The organism is Methyloferula stellata AR4, assembly GCF_000385335.1.
Taxonomy (GTDB): domain Bacteria; phylum Pseudomonadota; class Alphaproteobacteria; order Rhizobiales; family Beijerinckiaceae; genus Methyloferula; species Methyloferula stellata.
This window is the reverse complement of record NZ_ARWA01000001.1, coordinates 4053603-4073309: the sequence shown is the minus strand read 5'-3', so window position 1 is coordinate 4073309 and position 19707 is coordinate 4053603. Positions and strand designations below refer to the sequence as shown.

At 60.3% G+C, this 19707-nt stretch carries 18 protein-coding genes; 8 read left to right on the top strand and 10 right to left on the bottom strand.

What is annotated here, in order from left to right:
* Positions 1 to 314: 314 nt before the first annotated feature.
* Positions 315 to 1025 (bottom strand): RadC family protein, encoded by a 711-nt coding sequence (gene radC, locus A3OQ_RS0120210; RefSeq protein WP_020177265.1) that lies wholly within the window; start codon positions 1023 to 1025, stop codon positions 315 to 317.
* The gene (map, locus tag A3OQ_RS0120205) at positions 1022 to 1864 is read right to left on the bottom strand and encodes a type I methionyl aminopeptidase (protein WP_026596059.1); all 843 of its coding nucleotides are present in this window, start codon (positions 1862 to 1864) and stop codon (positions 1022 to 1024) included. Before map ends, radC begins: the two co-directional genes overlap by 4 nt.
* A gap of 299 nt (positions 1865 to 2163) precedes the next feature.
* Between map and A3OQ_RS0120200 the strand changes: the two genes are divergently transcribed.
* From A3OQ_RS0120200 to A3OQ_RS0120185, 4 genes are all read left to right on the top strand, one after another.
* Positions 2164 to 3006, top strand: a complete 843-nt coding sequence (locus tag A3OQ_RS0120200) for an FkbM family methyltransferase (protein WP_020177263.1) — start codon at positions 2164 to 2166, stop codon at positions 3004 to 3006.
* 133 nt (positions 3007 to 3139) lie between these two features.
* Positions 3140 to 3442, top strand: coding sequence for an FAD assembly factor SdhE (locus tag A3OQ_RS24180; protein WP_244427207.1), 303 nt, complete (start codon positions 3140 to 3142; stop codon positions 3440 to 3442).
* Between the two features lie 33 nt (positions 3443 to 3475).
* Positions 3476 to 6997, top strand: coding sequence for a transcription-repair coupling factor (gene mfd, locus A3OQ_RS0120190; protein ID WP_020177261.1), 3522 nt, complete (start codon positions 3476 to 3478; stop codon positions 6995 to 6997).
* 121 nt (positions 6998 to 7118) lie between these two features.
* Positions 7119 to 7430, top strand: coding sequence for a hypothetical protein (locus A3OQ_RS0120185; protein ID WP_020177260.1), 312 nt, complete (start codon positions 7119 to 7121; stop codon positions 7428 to 7430).
* Positions 7431 to 7442: 12 nt separating this feature from the next.
* On the opposite strand, the gene A3OQ_RS23155 is transcribed toward A3OQ_RS0120185, so the two are convergent.
* The 6 genes from A3OQ_RS23155 to A3OQ_RS0120150 all read right to left on the bottom strand — a co-directional run bounded on the left by A3OQ_RS23155 (position 7443) and on the right by A3OQ_RS0120150 (position 13633).
* Positions 7443 to 8204 carry a class I SAM-dependent methyltransferase gene (locus A3OQ_RS23155; RefSeq protein WP_280109815.1) on the bottom strand — a complete coding sequence of 254 codons (762 nt, stop codon included), beginning with the start codon at positions 8202 to 8204 and terminating at the stop codon, positions 7443 to 7445.
* Positions 8205 to 8239: 35 nt separating this feature from the next.
* The gene (locus tag A3OQ_RS0120170; protein ID WP_020177257.1) at positions 8240 to 8890 is read right to left on the bottom strand and encodes a DsbA family oxidoreductase; all 651 of its coding nucleotides are present in this window, start codon (positions 8888 to 8890) and stop codon (positions 8240 to 8242) included.
* A gap of 90 nt (positions 8891 to 8980) precedes the next feature.
* Complete coding sequence (locus A3OQ_RS0120165; protein ID WP_020177256.1) at positions 8981 to 9655, bottom strand: DsbA family oxidoreductase; 675 nt, start codon at positions 9653 to 9655, stop codon at positions 8981 to 8983.
* A 151-nt stretch (positions 9656 to 9806) separates the two neighbouring features.
* On the bottom strand, positions 9807 to 10556 hold the full coding sequence (locus A3OQ_RS0120160; protein ID WP_020177255.1) for an SPFH domain-containing protein: 750 nt from the start codon (positions 10554 to 10556) through the stop codon (positions 9807 to 9809).
* Between the two features lie 81 nt (positions 10557 to 10637).
* Positions 10638 to 11825 carry an AMP-binding protein gene (locus tag A3OQ_RS0120155; protein ID WP_152428546.1) on the bottom strand — a complete coding sequence of 396 codons (1188 nt, stop codon included), beginning with the start codon at positions 11823 to 11825 and terminating at the stop codon, positions 10638 to 10640.
* A complete protein-coding gene (locus A3OQ_RS0120150; RefSeq protein WP_020177253.1) occupies positions 11822 to 13633 on the bottom strand; it encodes an ABC transporter substrate-binding protein in 1812 nt (603 codons plus the stop codon). The genes A3OQ_RS0120155 and A3OQ_RS0120150 overlap by 4 nt, the downstream gene beginning before the upstream one ends.
* A gap of 319 nt (positions 13634 to 13952) precedes the next feature.
* Between A3OQ_RS0120150 and A3OQ_RS0120145 the strand changes: the two genes are divergently transcribed.
* Complete coding sequence (locus A3OQ_RS0120145; RefSeq protein WP_020177252.1) at positions 13953 to 14720, top strand: invasion associated locus B family protein; 768 nt, start codon at positions 13953 to 13955, stop codon at positions 14718 to 14720.
* Between the two features lie 130 nt (positions 14721 to 14850).
* On the opposite strand, the gene hspQ is transcribed toward A3OQ_RS0120145, so the two are convergent.
* Complete coding sequence (hspQ, locus tag A3OQ_RS0120140; protein WP_020177251.1) at positions 14851 to 15180, bottom strand: heat shock protein HspQ; 330 nt, start codon at positions 15178 to 15180, stop codon at positions 14851 to 14853.
* Positions 15181 to 15466: 286 nt separating this feature from the next.
* Here hspQ and A3OQ_RS0120135 point away from each other — a divergent pair, with 286 nt between their 5' ends.
* The 3 genes from A3OQ_RS0120135 to A3OQ_RS0120125 all read left to right on the top strand — a co-directional run bounded on the left by A3OQ_RS0120135 (position 15467) and on the right by A3OQ_RS0120125 (position 19090).
* A complete protein-coding gene (locus A3OQ_RS0120135) occupies positions 15467 to 17029 on the top strand; it encodes a bifunctional ADP-dependent NAD(P)H-hydrate dehydratase/NAD(P)H-hydrate epimerase (RefSeq protein WP_020177250.1) in 1563 nt (520 codons plus the stop codon).
* A 145-nt stretch (positions 17030 to 17174) separates the two neighbouring features.
* Positions 17175 to 18296 carry an OpgC family protein gene (locus tag A3OQ_RS0120130; RefSeq protein WP_020177249.1) on the top strand — a complete coding sequence of 374 codons (1122 nt, stop codon included), beginning with the start codon at positions 17175 to 17177 and terminating at the stop codon, positions 18294 to 18296.
* Complete coding sequence (locus A3OQ_RS0120125) at positions 18230 to 19090, top strand: SGNH/GDSL hydrolase family protein (protein WP_020177248.1); 861 nt, start codon at positions 18230 to 18232, stop codon at positions 19088 to 19090. The genes A3OQ_RS0120130 and A3OQ_RS0120125 overlap by 67 nt, the downstream gene beginning before the upstream one ends.
* 9 nt (positions 19091 to 19099) lie before the next feature.
* On the opposite strand, the gene A3OQ_RS23150 is transcribed toward A3OQ_RS0120125, so the two are convergent.
* Positions 19100 to 19675, bottom strand: a complete 576-nt coding sequence (locus tag A3OQ_RS23150) for an HXXEE domain-containing protein (protein WP_040581584.1) — start codon at positions 19673 to 19675, stop codon at positions 19100 to 19102.
* Positions 19676 to 19707 lie beyond the last annotated feature (32 nt).

The window sequence follows — 19707 nt, the reverse complement described above, 5'->3', positions numbered from 1 at the left end:
ATCGATCGGTTGAAAATACCCGTTTTGAAGTCGCAAGCCGTCAGGATGAAACCGCCGGCCCAATCGCGCTTAGGTCGAGACTAGCATGGCTCAGTTAACGGTAAGTTCTTTTACGTATGTTTTCTCTAAACGATTCTGACGGTTGGGAAGGCTTGTGGAAAAGCCCGGAAACCATAGACGATCCAGCCAAATAAGCCGGTCTGGATATGCCTTGGCGCGGTGGGCGTTCATATCGAATCGGTCGGGTGCCTGTAAGTCTTTTAAATCGCATCGGATTGGTCCGAAAACCGCTTCGCACTTTTCGGTCCGATGCTCTAGATGAGCTGCAGCCCCTTGAAGCTTGCGTGCCCGTGCCGGCCGATGATCAGATGATCGTGAACAAGGACGTTCAGCGGTTTTCCGACAGCGATGATCTGATGCGTCAGATGAATGTCGGCGGTCGAGGGCGTCGGATCGCCCGAGGGATGATTGTGCACGAGAATGAGCGCCGTGGCATTGAGTTCGAGCGCGCGTCGCATGATTTCGCGTGGGTAGACCGGCGTATGGTCAACCGTGCCGGTGCCTTGGACTTCGTCGGCGATGAGCTGGTTTTTCTTGTCGAGGAAGAGAATGCGGAATTGTTCCCGGTCGTTGAAGGCCATGGCGGTCCGGCAATAATCGACGACGGCGCTGAAACTTCCCATTGAGGGGCGCTTTTCGATGGCCGATTTCGTCAGGCGGCGGGCAGCGGCCTCGATCAGTTTCAATTCGGTGATGCTGGCGTCGCCTAGATTCGGAATTTCGGCGAGCCGCTCGGGCCGCGCCGCGACGACCTCGGCGAAAGATCCGAACCGGGCGATGAGGGCTTTGGCGATGGGCTTCACGTCGCGCCGGGGCATGGCGCGAAAAAGCACAAGTTCGAGCAATTCGTAATCGGCGAGCGCGGCGTCTCCGGCCTTGCGGAAACGCTCGCGCAACCTCTCGCGATGGCCGAGATAATGCGGCGCGCCGTCATCTTCTAGGGGAGAGGACGGCGCCTTGCTCATACGGCCGGGGCAGTGCCGGCATTATAGGGCGGGTGATGCAGGCCTTTCGGCGAGAGCGTAAAAATCTCGTACCCGGTTTCGGTGACGCCGATCGTATGTTCGAACTGCGCCGACATGGAACGGTCGCGGGTGACGGCGGTCCAGCCGTCGGCCAGGATTTTCACATGCGGACGGCCGAGGTTGATCATCGGTTCGATCGTGAAGAACATGCCGGGCTTCAGAGCGACGCCTTCGCCGCGCCGGCCATAGTGCAGTATGTTGGGCTCGTCGTGAAAGAGCCGGCCGAGTCCATGGCCGCAGAAATCCCGCACCACGGAGCAGCGCTCGCTTTCCGCGTAATCCTGAATGGCGGCGCCGATATCGCCCGTCGTCGCGCCGGGCTTGACGATCGCTATGCCGCGCATCATGGCCTCATAGGTGACCTCGACAAGCCGTTGCGCCCGCCGCGGAACTTCACCGACGAGATACATCCGGCTCGAATCGCCATGCCAGCCGTCGACGATCAAGGTGATGTCGCAATTGACGATATCGCCATCCTTGAGGGCCTTCCGATCCGGTATGCCGTGGCAGACGACATGATTGATCGAGGTGCAAATCGATTTCCGGTAGCCGCGATAATCGAGCGGTGCAGGATAGGCGCCATTCGCGAGGGCGAAATCGAAGACGAGGTCGTCGAGAAATTCGGTCGTGACGCCCGGCTTTACATGTTCGGTCAAAAGGTCGAGCGCTTCGGCCGTCAGGCGGCCGGCCTCGCGCATGGCTGCGAAGGCCTCCGGACCATGCAATTTGATATGACCGCTCTTGCGGCCCGTCACTTCCAAGGCGTCAACGAAGGTCATCTGGCTTCTGCTCTCTTGGCGCGGCGGGCCCGGTTCAATCGCCGCCATGTTTCAAATCGGCTTTAACGCATGATCTTGCCCGAAAAGTCGAGCCGGCATTTCCAAGATCATGCCCCGGCTCACCATGAATTTATGCTTTTGGCGGCGCGGCGCAAGATCGCCGGGGCTTCGAGGCTATTTCTTCGAGTCCCGCCCCTATGGTAGGACACCGCGCGGATAAAGATCAATTCTTGGCCGAGGCGATCGGACAAGTCCGATCAGCCAAATCCGATCGGCAAAGTCCCCAATCAGCGGCGCGAATGGCAAAAACGCTCACCAATGATCTTTCCGCCTTCGGCCGCTACACGCCGCAAGGCGCCATTGCGCGGCTTTTGGATCTGACGCGGGGCGCTTCGGAGAGCTGGGCCGGCAAGCGCCGGGCGTTTTTCCTGCGCGCCATGGCGATGAAAGCCATGAAGGGCCAGCCCCTCGATGTCGAGGCGCTCGGCGCGCGCATGCGGCTCTATCCTTACAATAACGTCTGCGAAAAGCGCATATTGTTCACGCCGCAATATTTCGACCTGCCGGAGCGCGAGTTCATGCAGGCGCGGATGACGCCGGATTTCACCTTTATCGATATAGGCGCCAATGTCGGCGGCTATAGTCTTTTCGCCGCGGCGGAGGCCGGACCACGCGCAAGGATCCTGGCGATCGAGCCGCAGCCCGAGATCTTCGAACGGCTGACCTATAATATCGGCCAGAATCCCTTTGCGACGATCAAGGCGATCGCTTGCGCGATAGCCGATCGCGATGGCGAGATCACGCTTTTCATCGATGCCGACAATCGCGGCGAAAGCTCCATGCGGATCATCAATTCGGATGCCGTCGGCGAAAGCGTCAAGGTGCCCGCCAAGGCTTTGATCAGCATCGTCACCGAGGAAGGCTTCGAGCGGATCGATGCCATGAAGCTCGATGTCGAAGGCGCCGAGGATCTGATCCTCGAACCTTTCTTCCGCGATGCGCCGCGAGCGCTTTGGCCGCGTCTTTTGTTTTTAGAATTTGTGCCGGAGCGCTGGTCGATCGACCTGGCCGCGCTGCTGATCGAAAACGGCTACGCCGAGGTGCTGCGCACGCCGCGCAAGGCTGCTTTCGAGCTCAAATGAGTGTTGCGGGGACGCCTGCGCCGCCCCATCTTTCTCATTTCATTGCCTGCTGACAGCAAGGCGGGGCAGGTCTATAGAACGAAGACCTTCAACCTGAGCGCGCCCTGACAAGCGCCCTTTGGACGTATTCCTATTGGACCAGCCCCTAAAAACTCCCTCTCGGGCGGATCTTGACCTTCGCCGCCGTCGCATCCTGTTTCGCTCCTGGCATCGCGGGATGCGGGAGATGGATCTGATTCTGGGCGGCTTCGCCGAGGCCAAAGTCGCCGATCTGAGCGATGCGGAGCTTGACGATTTCGAGATCCTCCTCGATGCCACCGACAGGGATGTGTTCGGCTGGGTGACGGGGGAGTTCGAAACGCCGGCCAACTTCGACACTGGGCTGTTTCGGAAAATATGTGCCTTCCATACCCACGAAAAGCCGCTTCATAGCTGAGCTTTTGCCGCGAAAAAGGGCCGCGATCTTCTCGTGATTGATCTCAAACGTGCCGTCGCATCGCTCGAAAAGGACCGGCAGCTCACGCTTGCTTCGGTCCCCGACGGGTTCGATGCCTTTTGCATCGCCGACCTCACGCGAGCCTTGGCGCGCGCGGCCGAACGCCGCGCCGTCGTGCTCGTGCATGTTGCCCGCGACGAGCAACGCGCCCGCGGCTTCAACGAGGCGATGAGTTTTGCCGCACCCGAAATCGAGGTCATGGATTTCCCCGCCTGGGATTGTCAGCCCTATGATCGGGTCTCGCCCAATGCCGCGGTGACCGCGGCACGGATGACCGTTTTGTCGCGTCTCGCTTTGTCGCGCACGGCGCTTGAACGCCCGCGCATCTTGTCGACCTCGGTCAACGCCGTCCTGCAACGCGTGCCGCCATTGCAGCAGGTTGGGCAGGAGAGCTTTTCGGCCGCGCCCGGCAATGCGGTCGATACGGAAGCCCTGGTGCAATGGCTTCAAGCGAATGGTTACGGCCGAGCTTCGACGGTTCGCGACACCGGCGATTATGCGGTGCGCGGCGGCATTATCGATTTGTTTCCGCCGGGCATGGCGCAGCCGGTGCGGCTCGATTTCTTCGGCGATACTTTGGAATCGATCCGCACCTTCGATCCGGAAACGCAACGGACCGTCGGCCAGATGAGAAGCCTCGATCTCGTGCCGATGAGCGAGGTTCAGATCAAGACCGACACGATGCGCCACTTCCGCCAGGCCTATGTCGCGCGCTTCGGCGCGCAGACGCGCGGCGATGCGCTTTACGAGGCGATCAGCGAGGGGCGCCGTCACGCTGGGTTCGAGCATTGGCTGCCGCTGTTCTATGACAGGCTCGACACCGTCTTCGATTATGTAGGTGACGCGCCCTTCGTCCTCGACGCGCTCGCTGAAGATGCCGCCAATGAGCGCCTGACGCAGATCAAGGATTATTACGATGCGCGCAAAAGCGCGCATGATGCCGATCCGGCGCATTCCAATTATAAGCCGCTCGAACCCGATGCGCTTTATCTCTCGCCCGCGGAATGGCGCAAGGACCTCGACACAGCCGCGACTGTGCATGTGACGCCTTTCGCCGTGCCCGGATCGAGCAAAGGCCTCGTCATTGATGGCGGAGCGCGGCCGGGACGCAGCTTCGCGCCCGAACGCAATGATGAAAACGCCAATGTCTTTCAGGCGGCGGCCGATCATGCGCGTACCTTGCTCTATGCCGGCAAACGCGTGATCGTCGCCGGCTGGTCGGATGGATCGCGCGAGCGTCTCGCCCATGTGCTCGGCGATCACGGGCTTAAAAATCTCGAACCCGTTTCGTCGCTCGTCCAGGCTCAGGCACTGAAAAAAGGCGTCGTCGCGCTCGCCGTCGTCGGTCTGGAACAAGGGTTCGAGACCGAGGATCTCGCCGTCATCGGCGAGCAGGATATTCTGGGCGACAGGCTGGTGCGCAGCCGTAAGAAGTCGCGCCGCGCGCAAGACTTCCTGAGCGATGTTACGACGCTCACGATCGGCGATATCGTCGTCCATGTCGATCATGGTATCGGGCGTTTCGCCGGGCTGCAGGCGATCGAGGCGGCGGGTCTGCCGCATGATTGCCTTGAGCTGCATTATGCCGAGGGCGCCAAGCTCTTTCTGCCGGTCGAAAATCTCGAACTTCTGTCGCGCTATGGCTCGGAAGACACCGAGGTCCAGCTCGATCGTCTGGGCGGCGGCGCCTGGCAGAAGCGCAAAGCGAAAATGCGCAAGCGCATTCTCGAAATGGCAGCGGGGCTCATCAAAATCGCCGCCGCGCGCGAGCTGCATGAGGCGCCGAAGCTCGTCCCGCCGGAAGGGCTTTACGACGAATTTTGCGCCGGCTTTCCCTATGACGAGACGGAAGACCAACTCGCGGCCATCGATGCGGTGCTTGACGATCTTGCGTCAGGCAAGCCGATGGACCGGCTCATTTGCGGCGATGTCGGCTTCGGCAAGACCGAGGTTGCCTTGCGCGCCGCCTTCGATGCTGCTGTCAATGGCAAGCAGGTCGCGGTCGTTGTGCCGACGACCTTGCTCGCGCGCCAGCACTACAAGAATTTCGCGGCGCGTTTCGCGCATCTGCCGATCAAGGTCGCGCAAATGTCGCGCATGGTCTCTGCGGCCGATCTCAAGGCCGCGAAGGCCGGCGCGGCGGACGGATCGATCGATATTGTCGTCGGCACCCATGCCGTGCTTGGCAAGACCGTGTCGTTCAAGGATCTGGGTCTCGTCGTGATCGACGAGGAGCAGCATTTCGGCGTACAGCATAAGGAGCGGCTCAAGGAATTGCGCGCCGAGGTCCATGTGCTCACATTGTCGGCGACGCCGATCCCGCGCACCTTGCAGCTCGCGATGACGGGCGTGCGCGAATTGTCGATCATCGCGACGCCGCCGGTCGATCGCCTCGCCGTGCGCACATTCGTCTCTCCCTTCGACGAATTGCTGGTGCGCGAGGCTTTGCTGCGCGAACGGTATCGCGGCGGCCAGAGCTTTTTCGTCTGTCCGCGCATCGAGGATTTGGACGAGGCCGCCGCCTTCTTGCGCCAGAACGTGCCGGAGGCGAAATATGTCATCGCGCATGGGCAGATGGCGGCGACCGAGCTCGAAGATAAGATGGCCGCCTTCTACGACGGCCAATATGACATCCTTCTGGCGACGGCGATCGTCGAATCGGGCCTCGATATTCCAACCGCCAATACGCTTATCGTCTGGCGCGCCGATATGTTCGGCCTGGCGCAGCTCTATCAATTGCGCGGACGCGTCGGACGCTCAAAAGTGCGCGCCTATGCGCTTTTCACGCTGCCGACAAACCGCGCCTTGACGGTTCAGGCCGAGCGCCGCTTGAAAGTGCTCGATTCGCTCGACACGCTGGGCGCGGGCTTCCAGCTCGCCTCGCACGATCTCGACATCCGCGGCGCCGGCAATCTGCTGGGCGATCAGCAGTCGGGCCATATCAAGGAAGTCGGCTTCGAACTCTATCAGGATATGCTGGAAGAGGCCGTCACCGCGCTGAAGGCCGGCATCGAAGAGCCCGTCGAAGAAGCGTGGTCGCCCTCGATCACGATCGGGACGGCGGTCACGATTCCGGAAGATTATGTGGCCGATATGCAATTGCGCATCGGCCTCTACCGGCGTCTTGCCACGCTCGAAACCGACGAGGAGATCGAAGGCTTCGCCGCCGAGATGATCGACCGTTTCGGGCCCTTGCCGGAAGAGGTTCAGCATTTGATGAAGCTCGCAGCGATCAAGGCGCTCTGCCGTCACGCGCATGTCGAGAAGGTCGAAGCGGGGCCGAAGGGCGTCATCGTCGCCTTCCGCGACAATGCCTTTGCCAATCCGCAAGGGCTCGTGCGTTATGTCTCCGAACAAGGCTCCGACGCGAAGGTGCGGCCGGATATGAAGATCGTCTTCATCCGCGATTTCGCGAATGCCAAGGCGCGGCTCGAAGGCACGATCCAGATCATGCGCACCTTGGTCGGCCTCGCGACGAAGAAGAAGGCGGCCTAGCATGACCCCAAAAAGTTGCAGACTTTTTGGATCAGATCATGCGTTGACCAAGGGCATGACCCCAAAAAGTTGCAGACTTTTTGGATCAGGTCATGCGTCAAATAAGAGGCGTGATTGACTCATGGGCCGCTATGTTCTCGAAGACGAACGGCTTTTTGCAAGGCTTTATGAGCTCGATAGAGCCGTTGCCTCGCTGAACGAATTGAAGACCGTTGCGCCATTCGAAACGATCATCCGCGTCTCCGCCGATTTCGGTATGATGGTCGAAGCGGCCTTGACGCCGCGCCAAGCGGAATTGATGCGCGCCGGCGTCCCGATCCTGACGACGGATGCGTCAGGCAAACGCGTCCGCCAGCTCAAACTTTTCGACGGCCGTTTCACCCTTGAATGGCTTTTCGTCAAACATGTGCCGGAGCGCGGCGCGGGGATCTGATCTGATCGCTTTTTACGCGGCAGCAATCGCGACGTTCGAAGCCATTTTGCCGATGAGCGCGACGCCTTTCACAAGCGGCCGCGCTTCGTCGCGTAGCCGCTGATGAAACGCCTGACGGGTTGCATCGGACAGCGTCGCCAGGATCGGTGCGATGGGCATGGCGACGAGCGCTGCGATGGCTTGTTCGAGTCCGTTCTCGAAGGTCAGCGTACCGTCCATGCGAGAAAGGCGCACGTTCGGAAAACCCGCCGCTTCGACCGCTCGTTTCAGCTCTTCGCCATTCGGCCAGCGAAACGGCGCTTGGATCACGGCGGCGGCTTCCGCACCGAGCGTCGCGCGCAGCGCTTTTTGAATAGCGGTAAACCATTCATTGTCGGCGATGTCCGTCCAGACAGCGACGGCGAGCTGGCCGCCCGGTCGCAAGGCGCGTTTCATCTCGCGCAAAGCCGCGAGCCGGTCCGGAAAAAATTGCAGGCTCTGCTGGCACGTGACGAGATCGAAGGTATTGCTCTCGACCCGAAGCGGCGCGGCGGCCGATTGAACATAGGCGATGGGCGCGCCGCCTTCGACCGGCGGTTTTCCGCGCGCGACGTCCAGCATGGGTGCCGCGATATCCGTCGCGGTTACATGTCCTGTGAGGCCTATGCGCCGCGCTGCGCAACGTGCGACCGGACCCGAACCCGTCGCCACATCGAGCACGCGCATGCCGGGCGCGAGCACCACATGATCGAGAAGGACCTCGGCCCAAGGTGCAAAGATCCGTGGGACGAGCAGATCGTCATAGGCCTGCGGGATCGAGACCAGCCCGATTAGCCTTCTTCGATCGAATTGAAGAGCGCGTCGGCGAATGTGTCGGCTGGTTGCAGCCCGACAATGTCCTGCTTGCCGGCGAAGGTGAAACGCGGCACTTCATCGACGCCCGCGCCGCGGATCGCCGCGAGTTCCTGGATCAGCGGCTCGACATCTTGACCCGCATTGAAAATCGCTTCGACCGCGCCGACATCCATGCGCGCTTTGGCGGCGATGCCGAGCAGCACGCCGCGATCGCCGATATCCTGGCCCTGCAGGAAGAAAGCCTGGAACAGGCGTTCGGCGATTTGCGGCTGCAAGCCGGTGCCATAGGCCATGCGGATCAGGCGATGCGCATCGAGCGTATTCGGCTGGCGCTGGATTCGGTCGAGCGCCAGCGCAAGGCCGAATTCTTCCGCCGCCGAAGCCATTTTGGCCAAGGTTTCTTCGACCTTGTCGGCGCCGAATTTCTTGACGAGATACTCCTGGCGATCCATGCCGCCTGCCGGAATGTCTTGGTCGATCTGATAGGGAAACCAGCGGATATCGACGGCGAGGCCGGGCACGGAGGTAACCACCGCGTTGACGAGCCGGAGGCCCATAAAGCAATAGGGGCAGACCACATCGCCGACGATGTCGATTGGGATCGTGCCTGGATCTTCTTCAGCCATCAGAGGCTCCTCGGTGGAAATCGGTTGGTTTCTGCCGCTCTATAGAGCATTTTGTGGGCCAATTTGCCTGCCAAGTGGATTGGCCTGTTTTCAGGCCTGCGGCGTTCCTGGCCCGATCTGCTCCTGCGCCCGGAAGAGGGCCGCGGCGAAGACATCCGAGGAGGCGGCGCCCGGAACCACGATTTCATCGGCAAAGACAAAGCAGGGCACTTTCGGCAGGCCGAGGCGCCGCGTGATCGCCAGTTCCTCTTCGATCGTCAGAATATCGTCCTGCTGGGCGAAGAGATTTTCAACCGCGTAACGGTCGATCCCGCTCTCTTCGGCGAGTTCGATCAGAAGGCCGCGGTCGCCAATATCCGCGCCCTCGCAGAAATAGGCCTTGAACAGCCGCTCGACGATTTTCGTCTGGGCGCCGTAAAGCAGCGCATGACGGATCAGCCGATGCGCGTCGCGCGTGTTCGGCATGCGTTCGATCTTGTCCCATGAAAAGGCAAGGCCGAGTTCTTGGCCTGCTTGCGAGGCCAGCATCTGATTGATGTCGGCCTCGGCGTCGTTTCGCTTCTTCGCCGTATAGGCGCGCAGGTCGAGCCCGTCTTCCGGAATGTTCGGATCGAGCTGGAACGGCCGCCAATGAAGATCGACGTCGAGGCCCGCATAGGATGCTATGGCGGCTTCGAGCCTATGTTTGCCGATGTAGCACCAGGGGCAGGTGATATCGGAAATGATGTCGATCCTGATCGATGCTGTGGGCGAGGAGTCGTTCATGACGGTTTAATAGCATGAAGCGGGGTTTGAGCCCAATTGCTCGGTGCGCACCCCTTCTCCCGACCAAACTCGGGCTCGCCCGAGTTTGGCATTTTTAAAACGCAAGTCGGGCAGGCCCGACTTGCAAGCGGGAGAAGGGTGCCCCGACATCTTAGCCCTTTTTGCCTATGGCCCGCGCCATGTCGACGAATTCCGAGGGCATCATGATGATCGTCATGGTGTTCTGCTCGGCGCCGACCTCCGTGATCATCTGCATGCGCCGCAATTCGAGGCCGGCCGGATTTTGCATGATGGTCTCGGCCGCCTGCCGCAACAGATGCGCCGCGTCGACTTCCGCCTCCGCCTTGATCTGACGGGCGCGTTTCTCGCGCAGCGCTTCAGCTTCCTGCGCCATGGCACGCTGCATCGATTCCGGAATTTCGACATTTTTCATCTGCACGCGCTCGACCTTGACGCCCCAGGGTTCGGTCACCCGGTCGATCGAAGCCTGCAGGGATTCGCTGATGGCATCCTGCGCCTTCAGCACATCGTCGAGCGAGTGCTGACCGATCACGCTGCGCAAAGCCGTCACCGCGACTTGCACGACCGCATTGCCGACATCGCGCACTTCGATGACGGACCGTTTTGGATCGACGATGCGCCGCCAGATCACCGCGTTGATCTTGATCGGGACATTGTCGAGCGTGATCGTTTCCTGCTGCTCGACGGCCGTGGTCGTCGTGCGCAGATCGATCTTCCATTGCCATTCGATGAGCGGAATCTTGAAATAGAGTCCTGGTCCCGCCGTGCGGTCGTATTTGCCGAGGCGGAAGATCACCGCGCGTTCATATTGGTTCGCGACGCGAACGCTTGAGATCACAAGAAGAAAAACAAGAATGAGAAAGATGATTGGGGCTTGCATAGCCAACTCTCCTTAAGAAGGATGCGCGAGGACATCCGACTTGGGGTTAGTCGATCACATCAGCCCAAAGGTTCATACACATTATGTGGCGGCCGCGTGTGACGCCAAAGCGACAGCTTCCGTCACGGCCGCGCCCGAAAGGCCAATCCCGCCGGAGGCGGCGATCTGCCCTTTGACGGCCAGGATTTTCGTATTTTCAAAGCCGATGTGATGAGCGCCCTGCGCCGGCTCTTGTGCCATGCTGCCGAGACGTTGCTCGGGGACGGCTGCGATCTCGTCGAAAGCATAAAGATCGACCAGAGCGCATTCGGCGGCGAGAGCAGCGGGCAGGGCGAGCGGTCCAGCCACCCGCATTTGTGAGACGAGCGTGAGGCTGGCGAGATTTCTTGTGACGCCGGCTTGAGCGAAATCCGCTCCGAAAAGCGCCGGTGCGATGAGATGGGCGCGTCCGGCGCGTTCGCAGGCTTTGAGAAAAGCCTTCGCCTCGAAAGGTCCATCGAAATGCAAAGCCGCGCCCGAAAGCAAAGCCGCGACGGGGCCGGCGACCAGCGACGCGAAACGCACCGGCGGCAACGTCGAGAAGATCGGCGTGTCGCGTCCGATTTTCGCATGGGCGACGAAATCGAAGCCGGCGGCGATCAGGGTGCTCTGCTTATGCATGACCGGCGTGAATTTCTCGCCACGCCGTAGCGTGAAGATTTTCGCCGATGCCGTCGTCGACGGCTTGCCGCGTTCATATCCGGTATAAAAAGCCGAAGCGCTATGGCGTTTGATGGCGTCGGAGCCGAAATTCACGGCTCCGTCCATTTCGTCCGGGCCGAGCGTTGCGACCAGCCGGATGCTGGCCGTCTCCGCGGCCGCCATAAAATAAAGATCGCCGGCATTGAAAGCGCCGTAGCGCGTCGTCCCGATCAAGGCCACGGCATTGACGGCGCGGGCATAGGCGCCGAGGTCCTGGGCGGAAAGATCGATGGGTGCGAGTGCCGGTTCGAGCCCGGCGCGGATCGCCGCGATCAAAGCTATGACGAGCGCATTGCTGGCGCCGCCAATGAGCATCACGCGTTCGCGTGGCTTTAATCCATGTTCCGCAAAAAGATGGCCGAGCGCCGTCGCCCGGCTCGCGAAACCTGCGTAAGTCAAAGTCTCGTCGCGATCGGCAAGCGCTATGCTCTCCGGCCGGAGTCGTGCTGCGCCGGATAGGAGCGTATCGAGCCCGAATTGCGCAAAGGGATCGGCGTTCCTTGCATCATCGCGGGCTTCAAGCGTCATGGCATCGATCTCCACCAGGTGTCTAGTGTCGCTGAAACGGGAGGCCCATCGTGCGGGAGCCGGTGCGGACGCGCAAGCGATGCGGATGCTGCGATCCACTGGTCGGATGAATAAAACAGCGGAACGATATAGAAGCCGGACAGAAGCACCCGGTCATAGGCGCGCACGGCGGTCACGAAGTCTTCCTGCGTCGTCGCCGCGAGCAAGGCCGTGATCATGGCATCGACGGCGGCCGATTTGACGCCGGCGAGATTGAAGGAGGCTTCCTGATCGGCGCTGGCCGAACCCCAGCGTGAGCGCTGTTCATTGCCGGGCGAGGCAGAGGCGATCCAGCTGCCGATCATCACATCGAACTCGAATTTTTGGCGCCGCCGCTGATACTGCACTTCGTCGACCAGCTTCACCCGCGCATCGACGCCGATGCGCCGCAGCGAGTCGGCGTAGTTCAAGGCGAGGCGTTCCTGATTGCGGTCCTTCACCATGATCTCGAAGGCGAGCGGCACGCCGTCTTTCGTCAGCCTTCCGTCTTCGAGCGTAAATCCGGCCTCTGCCAATTCGGCGAGCGCGCGTTTCGGCAAGATCCTGTCATGGCCGGACCCGTCGCTCTTTGCCGGCTGCCAAGTGCCGTCGAGAATATCTTGCCGCACGGCACCCGGGAAAGGCGCGAGAAGAGCGCGTTCGGCAGGCGATGCCGGACGTCCCGTTGAGGCGAGTTCGGAAGCGTCGAAATAGCTTTTCGAGCGCGTATAGACGCCGTCGTAAAGGTTGGCGTTGATCCATTCGAAATCGAAGACAAGGCCCAGAGCCTCGCGAACCCGGACATCGTCGAAAACGGGATGCCGCAAATTGAACACGAAACCTTCGATGCCCTTCGGGCCGCCGATCGGCAGGGAGTCGCGATACATACGATGATCCCGCATGGCGGGAAAATCATAGCCGCTCGTCCAGCGCTGCGGGTTTGTCTCATCACGAAAATCGATGAGGCCGGCGCGGAACGCTTCGAACTGGCTATTGGCGTCGCGGTAATAATTGATTTCGATCTCGTCGAAATTGAACAGCCCACGGCGGATCGGCAGATCCTTGGCCCAATAATCGGGATTGCGGCTGAGCAGAAGCCGTTCGCCGGGTTTCACCTCGGTGACGCGATAAGGCCCGGAGCCGATCGGAATGGCGAGGCTCGTGTCTTCGAAGGCCGCCGGATCGACTGCGTGGCGCGGCAAGACCGGCATCAGGGCCAGAATCAGCGGCATTTCACGATCGCCAAGACCTTGAAGATCATAACGGATCGTCAGCGCATCGGGCGTTTCGACGCCGCGCACCTGAGAATAGGCGGCGCGCTGCTGCGGCCGTCCCTTGCGCTTCAGAAGATCGAAAGTGAAGGCGACATCATCCGATGTGATCGGCGTGCCGTCGGAAAAGCGGGCGCGCGGATCGAGTCTAAAGGTCGCGTAGGACCGCTCTGCATCGGTTTCGATCGACTGCGCGATCAGGCCATAAAGGCTGAAAGGCTCATCCGACGAGCGGGCCATCAAGGTCTCGAAAACATTTCCGTTCAGGCCTTGCGCCGTGGAACCGGCTTTCAGATTGAAAGGGTTCAGACTGTCGAACGTGCCTTGAAACGCGAGTTTGAGACGGCCGCCCTTTGCCGCGGCGGGATCGGCATAAGGTAAATGGTCGAAATCGGCGGCAAGCACCGGATCGCCATGCATGGCAATTCCGTGACGAGCGAGATTTGAACGGTCCGGATTGACCGGATGGTCGGCCAGCGCCGGGGCAAGCGCGAAGAAAACGGCGCAGCCAGCCGCCAAGCCGTGCGTCCAACACGTCTTTCCCCGAGCCGCCTTTTCCCAAGACGCCTTCAAAAACAAAGCACTCGCCAGCCGAATCGCTCGTTGCAACATAGATCTGCTTTTACTGCATCGCGCCGTGATTCGCATGGTTGCAACTGGGCTGCGCATGGTTTTTAAGGGTATCGAACACGTCAATTTGTCGCCGCATTCGATGGCGAAGAGCTAGGAAGCTGGGTTGACGGCGGCTCGCGATCCGTTTTTTTGAGCTGCGGTCGTTTGCGTTCACTTTATTCTTGCTGCGGCCCGCTCAGAAGGCTGATTACCGGAAGGAAACCTGATGCCGTTCTCCACTAAGCGTCTCTGGGCCGCCATTTTGGCCGGCTCCATCTGTTTGCCAGGCGCCGCTTTCGCCCAGGCGAAGAAGCCGGCTGCGCCGCCGGCCCATGCCCCGGCTGCTCAGGCTCCGGCCGCGGCGCCTGCCGCCCCGGCGGCTCAACCGGAGGCGGGCGCCGGACAGCAACCGGCCGGACCCGTCAAAGCCGATCTCGTGCCGACGCAAGCCAATTGGACTAAGGTTTGCGGCAGAGATCAGGCGGCGGGCAAGGATATTTGCTATACGACGCGTGATTTTGGCGTCCAGGCGGATCAGCAGCCGATTCTCGCGCTGGCGGTTTATGACATCAAGGGCGACGACACCCGTATTGTGCGTCTGCTTTTGCCGATCGGCCTCATGCTGAAGCCGGGTTTCCGTCTCACCATCGACAAGGGCGCACCGGTCGAAGGCACTTTCGAGATATGTTTCCCGAACGGATGTTTCGCCGAAGCGAAGGTCAAGAGCCCGATCATTGACTCGTTGAAAAAGGCGGCAGGCCTTGTCGTTCAGGTGAAAAACCAAGTCGGCAACGAAGTCGATTTCAATATCCCCGTGAACGGGTTCGGGGAGGCTTTCGACGGTCCCGCAGTCGATCCGAAGGTGCTCGAAGAACAGCAAAAGAAGCTGCAGGAAGAATTGCAGAAACGCGCCGAAGAGGAGCGTAAGAAGCTCGAAGCGGCGCAGCCCGCAGGTGGCGCTGCGGCGCCGGCCGCTCCCGCGGCCCCGAAGTAAGCCTTCGCTCTGGAGCCGTTGGGTTTCAACCGGCGGCTCCGGTGTTGGGTATGAAAAAGCGCCGCGACGGCATCCAGTCCGGCGTTGCGCGTCATGATCGACTTGGAAAATAGATCAGGCGGTCAATCGGTCAGTTGAGCCGGACGGTCTTGACCAGATAGGCGCCGTCCGGATCACGCTCGAACATTTCTTCGACTTGCGGGTGGCGCACCGGATCGCCCGACGTGTCCGGCAGCAGGTTCTGCTCGGAAACATAGGCGACATATTCGGTTTCGGCGTTTTCCGCGAAGAGATGATAGAAGGGCTGGTCCTTGCGCGGCCGGACTTCTTCCGGGATCGCCTGCCACCATTCTTCCGTGTTGGCGAATTCCGGATCGACATCATAAATGATGCCCCGGAACGGATATTTCCGGTGCTTGACAATCTCACCAATCGCGAATTTCGCAAAGAGCGGCTTCATGACGTGGACTGTGTCGCCTTGTGACGGAACGCGATGCGAGGTGGCGCGGCTCCCGCAGCAGACCTTGCCTAAACGTACCCCATGCGACTGTCAACCAGCCGGCCCCACCGTTATGCCGGTACCCCCAGTGCGGATTGATCGATCACAACTTGGCCTCAATGAATCCGCGAGCTTGACCATAGAATCTTTCCAAAGTGCTGGCGCGGCAAACGGATTTGCGCAAGAAAACCCGCGGCGTATTTTTACGCCGCAATCTTTTGCAAAAGGCTTGGTATAAGGCTTGCCGATGATTGCATTGACGAGCCATCCCGAACTTCTGACAAATGAAGAAATGGCATCCGCCGATCGCTTGACGATCGCCGCGGGGACACCCGGCATCGTTTTGATGGAGCGGGCAGGAGGCGCCATAGCGCGCGAGGCCTTGCGGCTTCTGGTGCAACCAATGCCGGTACGGGCGCGGGTTTTGGTCGTCTGCGGGCCCGGCAATAATGGCGGCGACGGCTTTGTCGCCGCGCGGCTACTTGCCGAACACGGCATCGAGATTTCGCTCGGTCTTTTGGGCTCGCGGGACGCTTTGAAGGGCGATGCCGCGCAAGCCGCTGCCGCCTGGCGCGGCGATACCCATTCCCTCATGGGAGTTCTGTCCGAAGCCAAACTCGCCGAAGCCGACCTTGTCATCGATGCCCTGTTCGGCGCAGGCCTCGCGCGCGATCTCGAGGGCGACGCACGCACCGCCGTCTTGCGTCTCAATGAATGGACGCAGCGCACGGGGCGGCCGATCCTCGCCGTCGATGTGCCTTCGGGCCTTGATGGTTCGACCGGAGCCGTGCGGGGCGTTGCCATAGAAGCGCGCCGGACGGTGACGAATTTTCGCATGAAGCCCGGACATCTGCTTTTGCCCGGGCGGCTTTTATGCGGCGAGACGAATATCGCGGACATTGGGACCGACTCTAATGTGCTGGCATCGATCCAGCCGACATGTTTCGCCAATAGCCCGACGGTCTGGGGGCGTGATTTTCCGATCCCGCGCATCGCGGGCCATAAATATTCGCGCGGTCATGCGCTCGTGATGTCCGGCTCGCTTGGTCATACAGGGGCGGCGCGTCTTGCCGCGCGCGGCGCTTTACGCGGCGGTGCTGGGCTGGTTTCGATCGTGACGCCGAGCGATGCGCTTGCCAGTCATGCGACGGCCTTGACCGCGATCATGACGCGGGTCTGCGATACGCCGGAGGATCTCGCATCCCTGCTGCAGGACCAGCGCTTGAGCGTGCTTGTCATGGGCCCCGCGCTCGGTGTTGGCGAGAGAACCCGGCAACTCGTTCTGACCGCTCTTTCGGGTCCGCAACCGGCGGCCGGTAAGCACCGCGCCTTCGTCCTCGATGCCGATGCCTTGACGAGTTTCGCCGATTGCTTGGAAACTTTAGCCGAGGCCATCAAATCCTCCGGATCGCCGGTTGTCCTCACGCCGCATGACGGCGAATTCGAAAAACTATTCGGCGCCCATGTGCCGGCGGGCTCGAAGCTCGAACGTGCGCGCGCGGCGGCCGCGCTTTCGGGCGCGGTGGTTCTTTCGAAAGGACCGGACAGCACGGTCGCCGCACCGGGAGGACGCGCCACCATTGCCTATGACCTGCCGCCGTGGCTTGCGACGGCGGGCTCGGGCGATGTTTTGGCAGGCATCATCGGCGGACTTTTGGCCCAGAAGATGCCCGCCTTCGAAGCCGTCTCCGCCGCCGTCTGGCTGCATGGCGCGGCAGCGAGTCATTTCGGTCCGGGTCTGATCTCGGAAGATATTCCCGAACATCTGCCGCCGGTATTGAGGCGGCTGATCGAAAATGGAATCGGATAGAGCATGATGGTTGAAATCATCATGCTCTATCTTTCCTTCAACGCATGACCTTGATCCGAAAAGTCTCCAACGTTTCGGGGTCACGCTAGTCCAAATTTCGTTGGGTTGAGCGGGCAATCTCCGTGATCGAAAAGTCGGATCGCTGATGCGTACACCAAACGAAATCGATTTCTGGCGCGGCTTTGCGCTGATCACGATCTATATCAATCATATTCCCGGCATTTATTTCGAACGTTTCACCTATCGTTCTCTCTCGCTCTCCGATTCAGCCGAACTTTTCGTGTTTCTGGCAGGCTGGTCGATGCGGCTCTCGATTGCCGGCAAAGATAGGCCTATCTCACCCGGCCGGCTCGTCCTGCGTCTGGGTGGCCGCGCGGTTACGCTTTATATCGCGCAGATGGTGATCACCGAGATTGCCATCGCCATGCTGGCATCCGCTTCGCTTCTTCTCGACGCGCCGTTTCTGCTCGACTGGCACAATGCCTCGGCGGTTTTTCGCGAGCCGATCGAAGCCAATATAGGGCTCGTGCTGCTCACCCATCAGCTCGGCTATTTCAATATTTTGCCGCTCTATGTCGTGCTCATGGCCGCGGCGCCCCTGATTGCCTTGATCGATCGCTATGCGAAACCGTTGCTCCTGCCAGTCTCTGCCAGTCTCTATCTCTATGTGCTGGCACGCGGCATTAACCTTCACACCTGGCCGGTCGACGGCGTGTGGTTTCTAAATCCCTTGTCCTGGCAGCTTATCTACGTGCTGGGGTTCGTCATCGCCGACAAAGACGGGATCGGCGCTTTTGCGAGAAAGCATCTCTTTTGGTTAAAGCTTGCGGCTCTGCCGATCGTCCTGCTTGGTGCCTTGGCGGCATTCACGCATTTTTCGCCAAGTCCGATCGATGTTCCAGAGCCGAAGCTCTTTTTCATGTTCGATAAAACCTTTCTTTCACCGGCCAGGCTCATTCATGTGCTGGCTTTGGTGGTTTTGTTTGCCGGCAGCTATAAAGTGATCACGCCGTGGATTCCCTATTCGGCGCGCTTTTTGTCGATGCTCGGCCGCAATTCGCTGAATGTCTTCTGCGTCGGGTCGGTTTTGAGCCTCGCCGGGCAGATCTTTCGCTTTGCGATCGGAGGGGACATTGCAAGCGATGCATTCCTGGTTATTTTGGGCCTCTCGATCATGGGACTTGCGGCATGGGTATCGGAATGGCGCGACCGGCTGCGCGAAGCGCCCGCTTCGCCTGTATCTGCCTCGCTCTCGGCCTCGTCCTGACGCCAGCGGCGCGGGCGGATAGCACGCCCGCTGTACCTGAGGCGGCGGTTACACCGACGACGCCGCCCGCGCCCGAGGCGACGGCGACACCCGAGGCGCCCCCGCTCAGCCCGCCCTGCGACGTCCCCGCTACAGACATCGCATCGCCGGTTCCTCTGCCGAATGTTGCAGAGGCCTTGAAAAGCGGAAACGTCGTTAAGATCCTCGCGATCGGATCTTCATCGACTTTGGGGGTCGGCGCCTCGTCAGGCATACAGAGCTATCCGGCCCAGCTCACCCTCATCCTCGAAGCGGCCTTGAAAGGCGTCGATGTCGAGATATTGAATCGTGGCGTCGCGGGCGAGACCGCGGCCATCACAGCCGAGCGAATTCGCAGCGAAGTCGCGCAGTCGAAGCCGGATCTGGTGCTTTGGCAATTGGGAACGAACGACGCTTTGGCGCGCGTACCGCTCGACGAGTTCGAGCAGACGGTGAAGTCCACCGTGGAGTGGTTGAAGGACAATAAGATCGACGTGGTGCTTGTCGGCCTGCAATATACGTCGCGCTTCGCCAAGGATAAGAATTATTTCGCCGTCCGCGATCTTTTGTTCAAAATCGCGGCCGAGGAAAACATCCTTTATATAAGACGCTATGATGCGATGCAGTTCATTGCCAAGACACGCGCCAATCTGCCGATGATGTCACGCGATAATTTTCATCTGAACGATCTCGGCTATCATTGCATGGCCGAGCATGTCGCCCATGCGGTGATCGTCAGTCTGTTTCTCAAACGGCTGCGGCCAAAGGTGCCGTGAAAGCTTCAATCAAGCCTTTTGGAGTTGGGCCCGCCGCAAATAGGCGGCGCGTGTGATTGCGCCTCCGGCAATCGTGGCATGGATCGCGATCGATATGCCGAGGCCCAACAGATGCTGGCCCAGCGATGCCGGAACCATGTAAAGGGTGACGAGACCGAGCGGAAAAAACACTATGAGGGCTGTGACCAAGCCCGGATTATAGCCATGCGTGCGCTTGACCGTCCCGAGATGGGCGACGGCATTCACAATCATGAGATAGGGGGCGGCCAGGGCATAGCCCGGTTCCAGGAACACGGCGGCGTAAAGCGCAGCCAGATTGATGCCCCAGACTCCTGGCAGGTTGATCCATAAGACGCCGACGGTTGTCAGCGCCTCGACGCCGCCGAAAAGCCGCTGGTTTATGAATGTCCGGAACCGGTCGCCAGTATGCTCTTCGACCTGATGCACCATATAGCCTGGCGAATGCAGATAGATGAGCAATATTTGCGGCCACCATGCCTTAAATATCAAGGGCACAAGTGCCAGCAAGGCCACGGCCATGAAAAGTGCGCCTTGGACCCAGTATTTTGAGAGCCAATGTGTCATGTCCTCATCACTAAGGCGATAAATCTCGCCGG

What these genes read in the sequence shown, in the direction of transcription:
- radC (WP_020177265.1), bottom strand. Translation starts at nt 1,025, where the DNA reads ATGAGCAAGGCGCCGTCCTCTCCCCTAGAAGATGACGGCGCGCCGCAT.
- map (WP_026596059.1), bottom strand. Translation starts at nt 1,864, where the DNA reads ATGACCTTCGTTGACGCCTTGGAAGTGACGGGCCGCAAGAGCGGTCAT.
- A3OQ_RS0120200 (WP_020177263.1), top strand. Translation starts at nt 2,164, where the DNA reads ATGGCAAAAACGCTCACCAATGATCTTTCCGCCTTCGGCCGCTACACG.
- A3OQ_RS0120185 (WP_020177260.1), top strand. Translation starts at nt 7,119, where the DNA reads ATGGGCCGCTATGTTCTCGAAGACGAACGGCTTTTTGCAAGGCTTTAT.
- A3OQ_RS0120170 (WP_020177257.1), bottom strand. Translation starts at nt 8,890, where the DNA reads ATGGCTGAAGAAGATCCAGGCACGATCCCAATCGACATCGTCGGCGAT.
- A3OQ_RS0120165 (WP_020177256.1), bottom strand. Translation starts at nt 9,655, where the DNA reads ATGAACGACTCCTCGCCCACAGCATCGATCAGGATCGACATCATTTCC.
- A3OQ_RS0120160 (WP_020177255.1), bottom strand. Translation starts at nt 10,556, where the DNA reads ATGCAAGCCCCAATCATCTTTCTCATTCTTGTTTTTCTTCTTGTGATC.
- A3OQ_RS0120155 (WP_152428546.1), bottom strand. Translation starts at nt 11,825, where the DNA reads ATGACGCTTGAAGCCCGCGATGATGCAAGGAACGCCGATCCCTTTGCG.
- A3OQ_RS0120145 (WP_020177252.1), top strand. Translation starts at nt 13,953, where the DNA reads ATGCCGTTCTCCACTAAGCGTCTCTGGGCCGCCATTTTGGCCGGCTCC.
- hspQ (WP_020177251.1), bottom strand. Translation starts at nt 15,180, where the DNA reads ATGAAGCCGCTCTTTGCGAAATTCGCGATTGGTGAGATTGTCAAGCAC.
- A3OQ_RS0120135 (WP_020177250.1), top strand. Translation starts at nt 15,467, where the DNA reads ATGATTGCATTGACGAGCCATCCCGAACTTCTGACAAATGAAGAAATG.
- A3OQ_RS0120130 (WP_020177249.1), top strand. Translation starts at nt 17,175, where the DNA reads ATGCGTACACCAAACGAAATCGATTTCTGGCGCGGCTTTGCGCTGATC.
- A3OQ_RS0120125 (WP_020177248.1), top strand. Translation starts at nt 18,230, where the DNA reads ATGGCGCGACCGGCTGCGCGAAGCGCCCGCTTCGCCTGTATCTGCCTC.
- A3OQ_RS23150 (WP_040581584.1), bottom strand. Translation starts at nt 19,675, where the DNA reads ATGACACATTGGCTCTCAAAATACTGGGTCCAAGGCGCACTTTTCATG.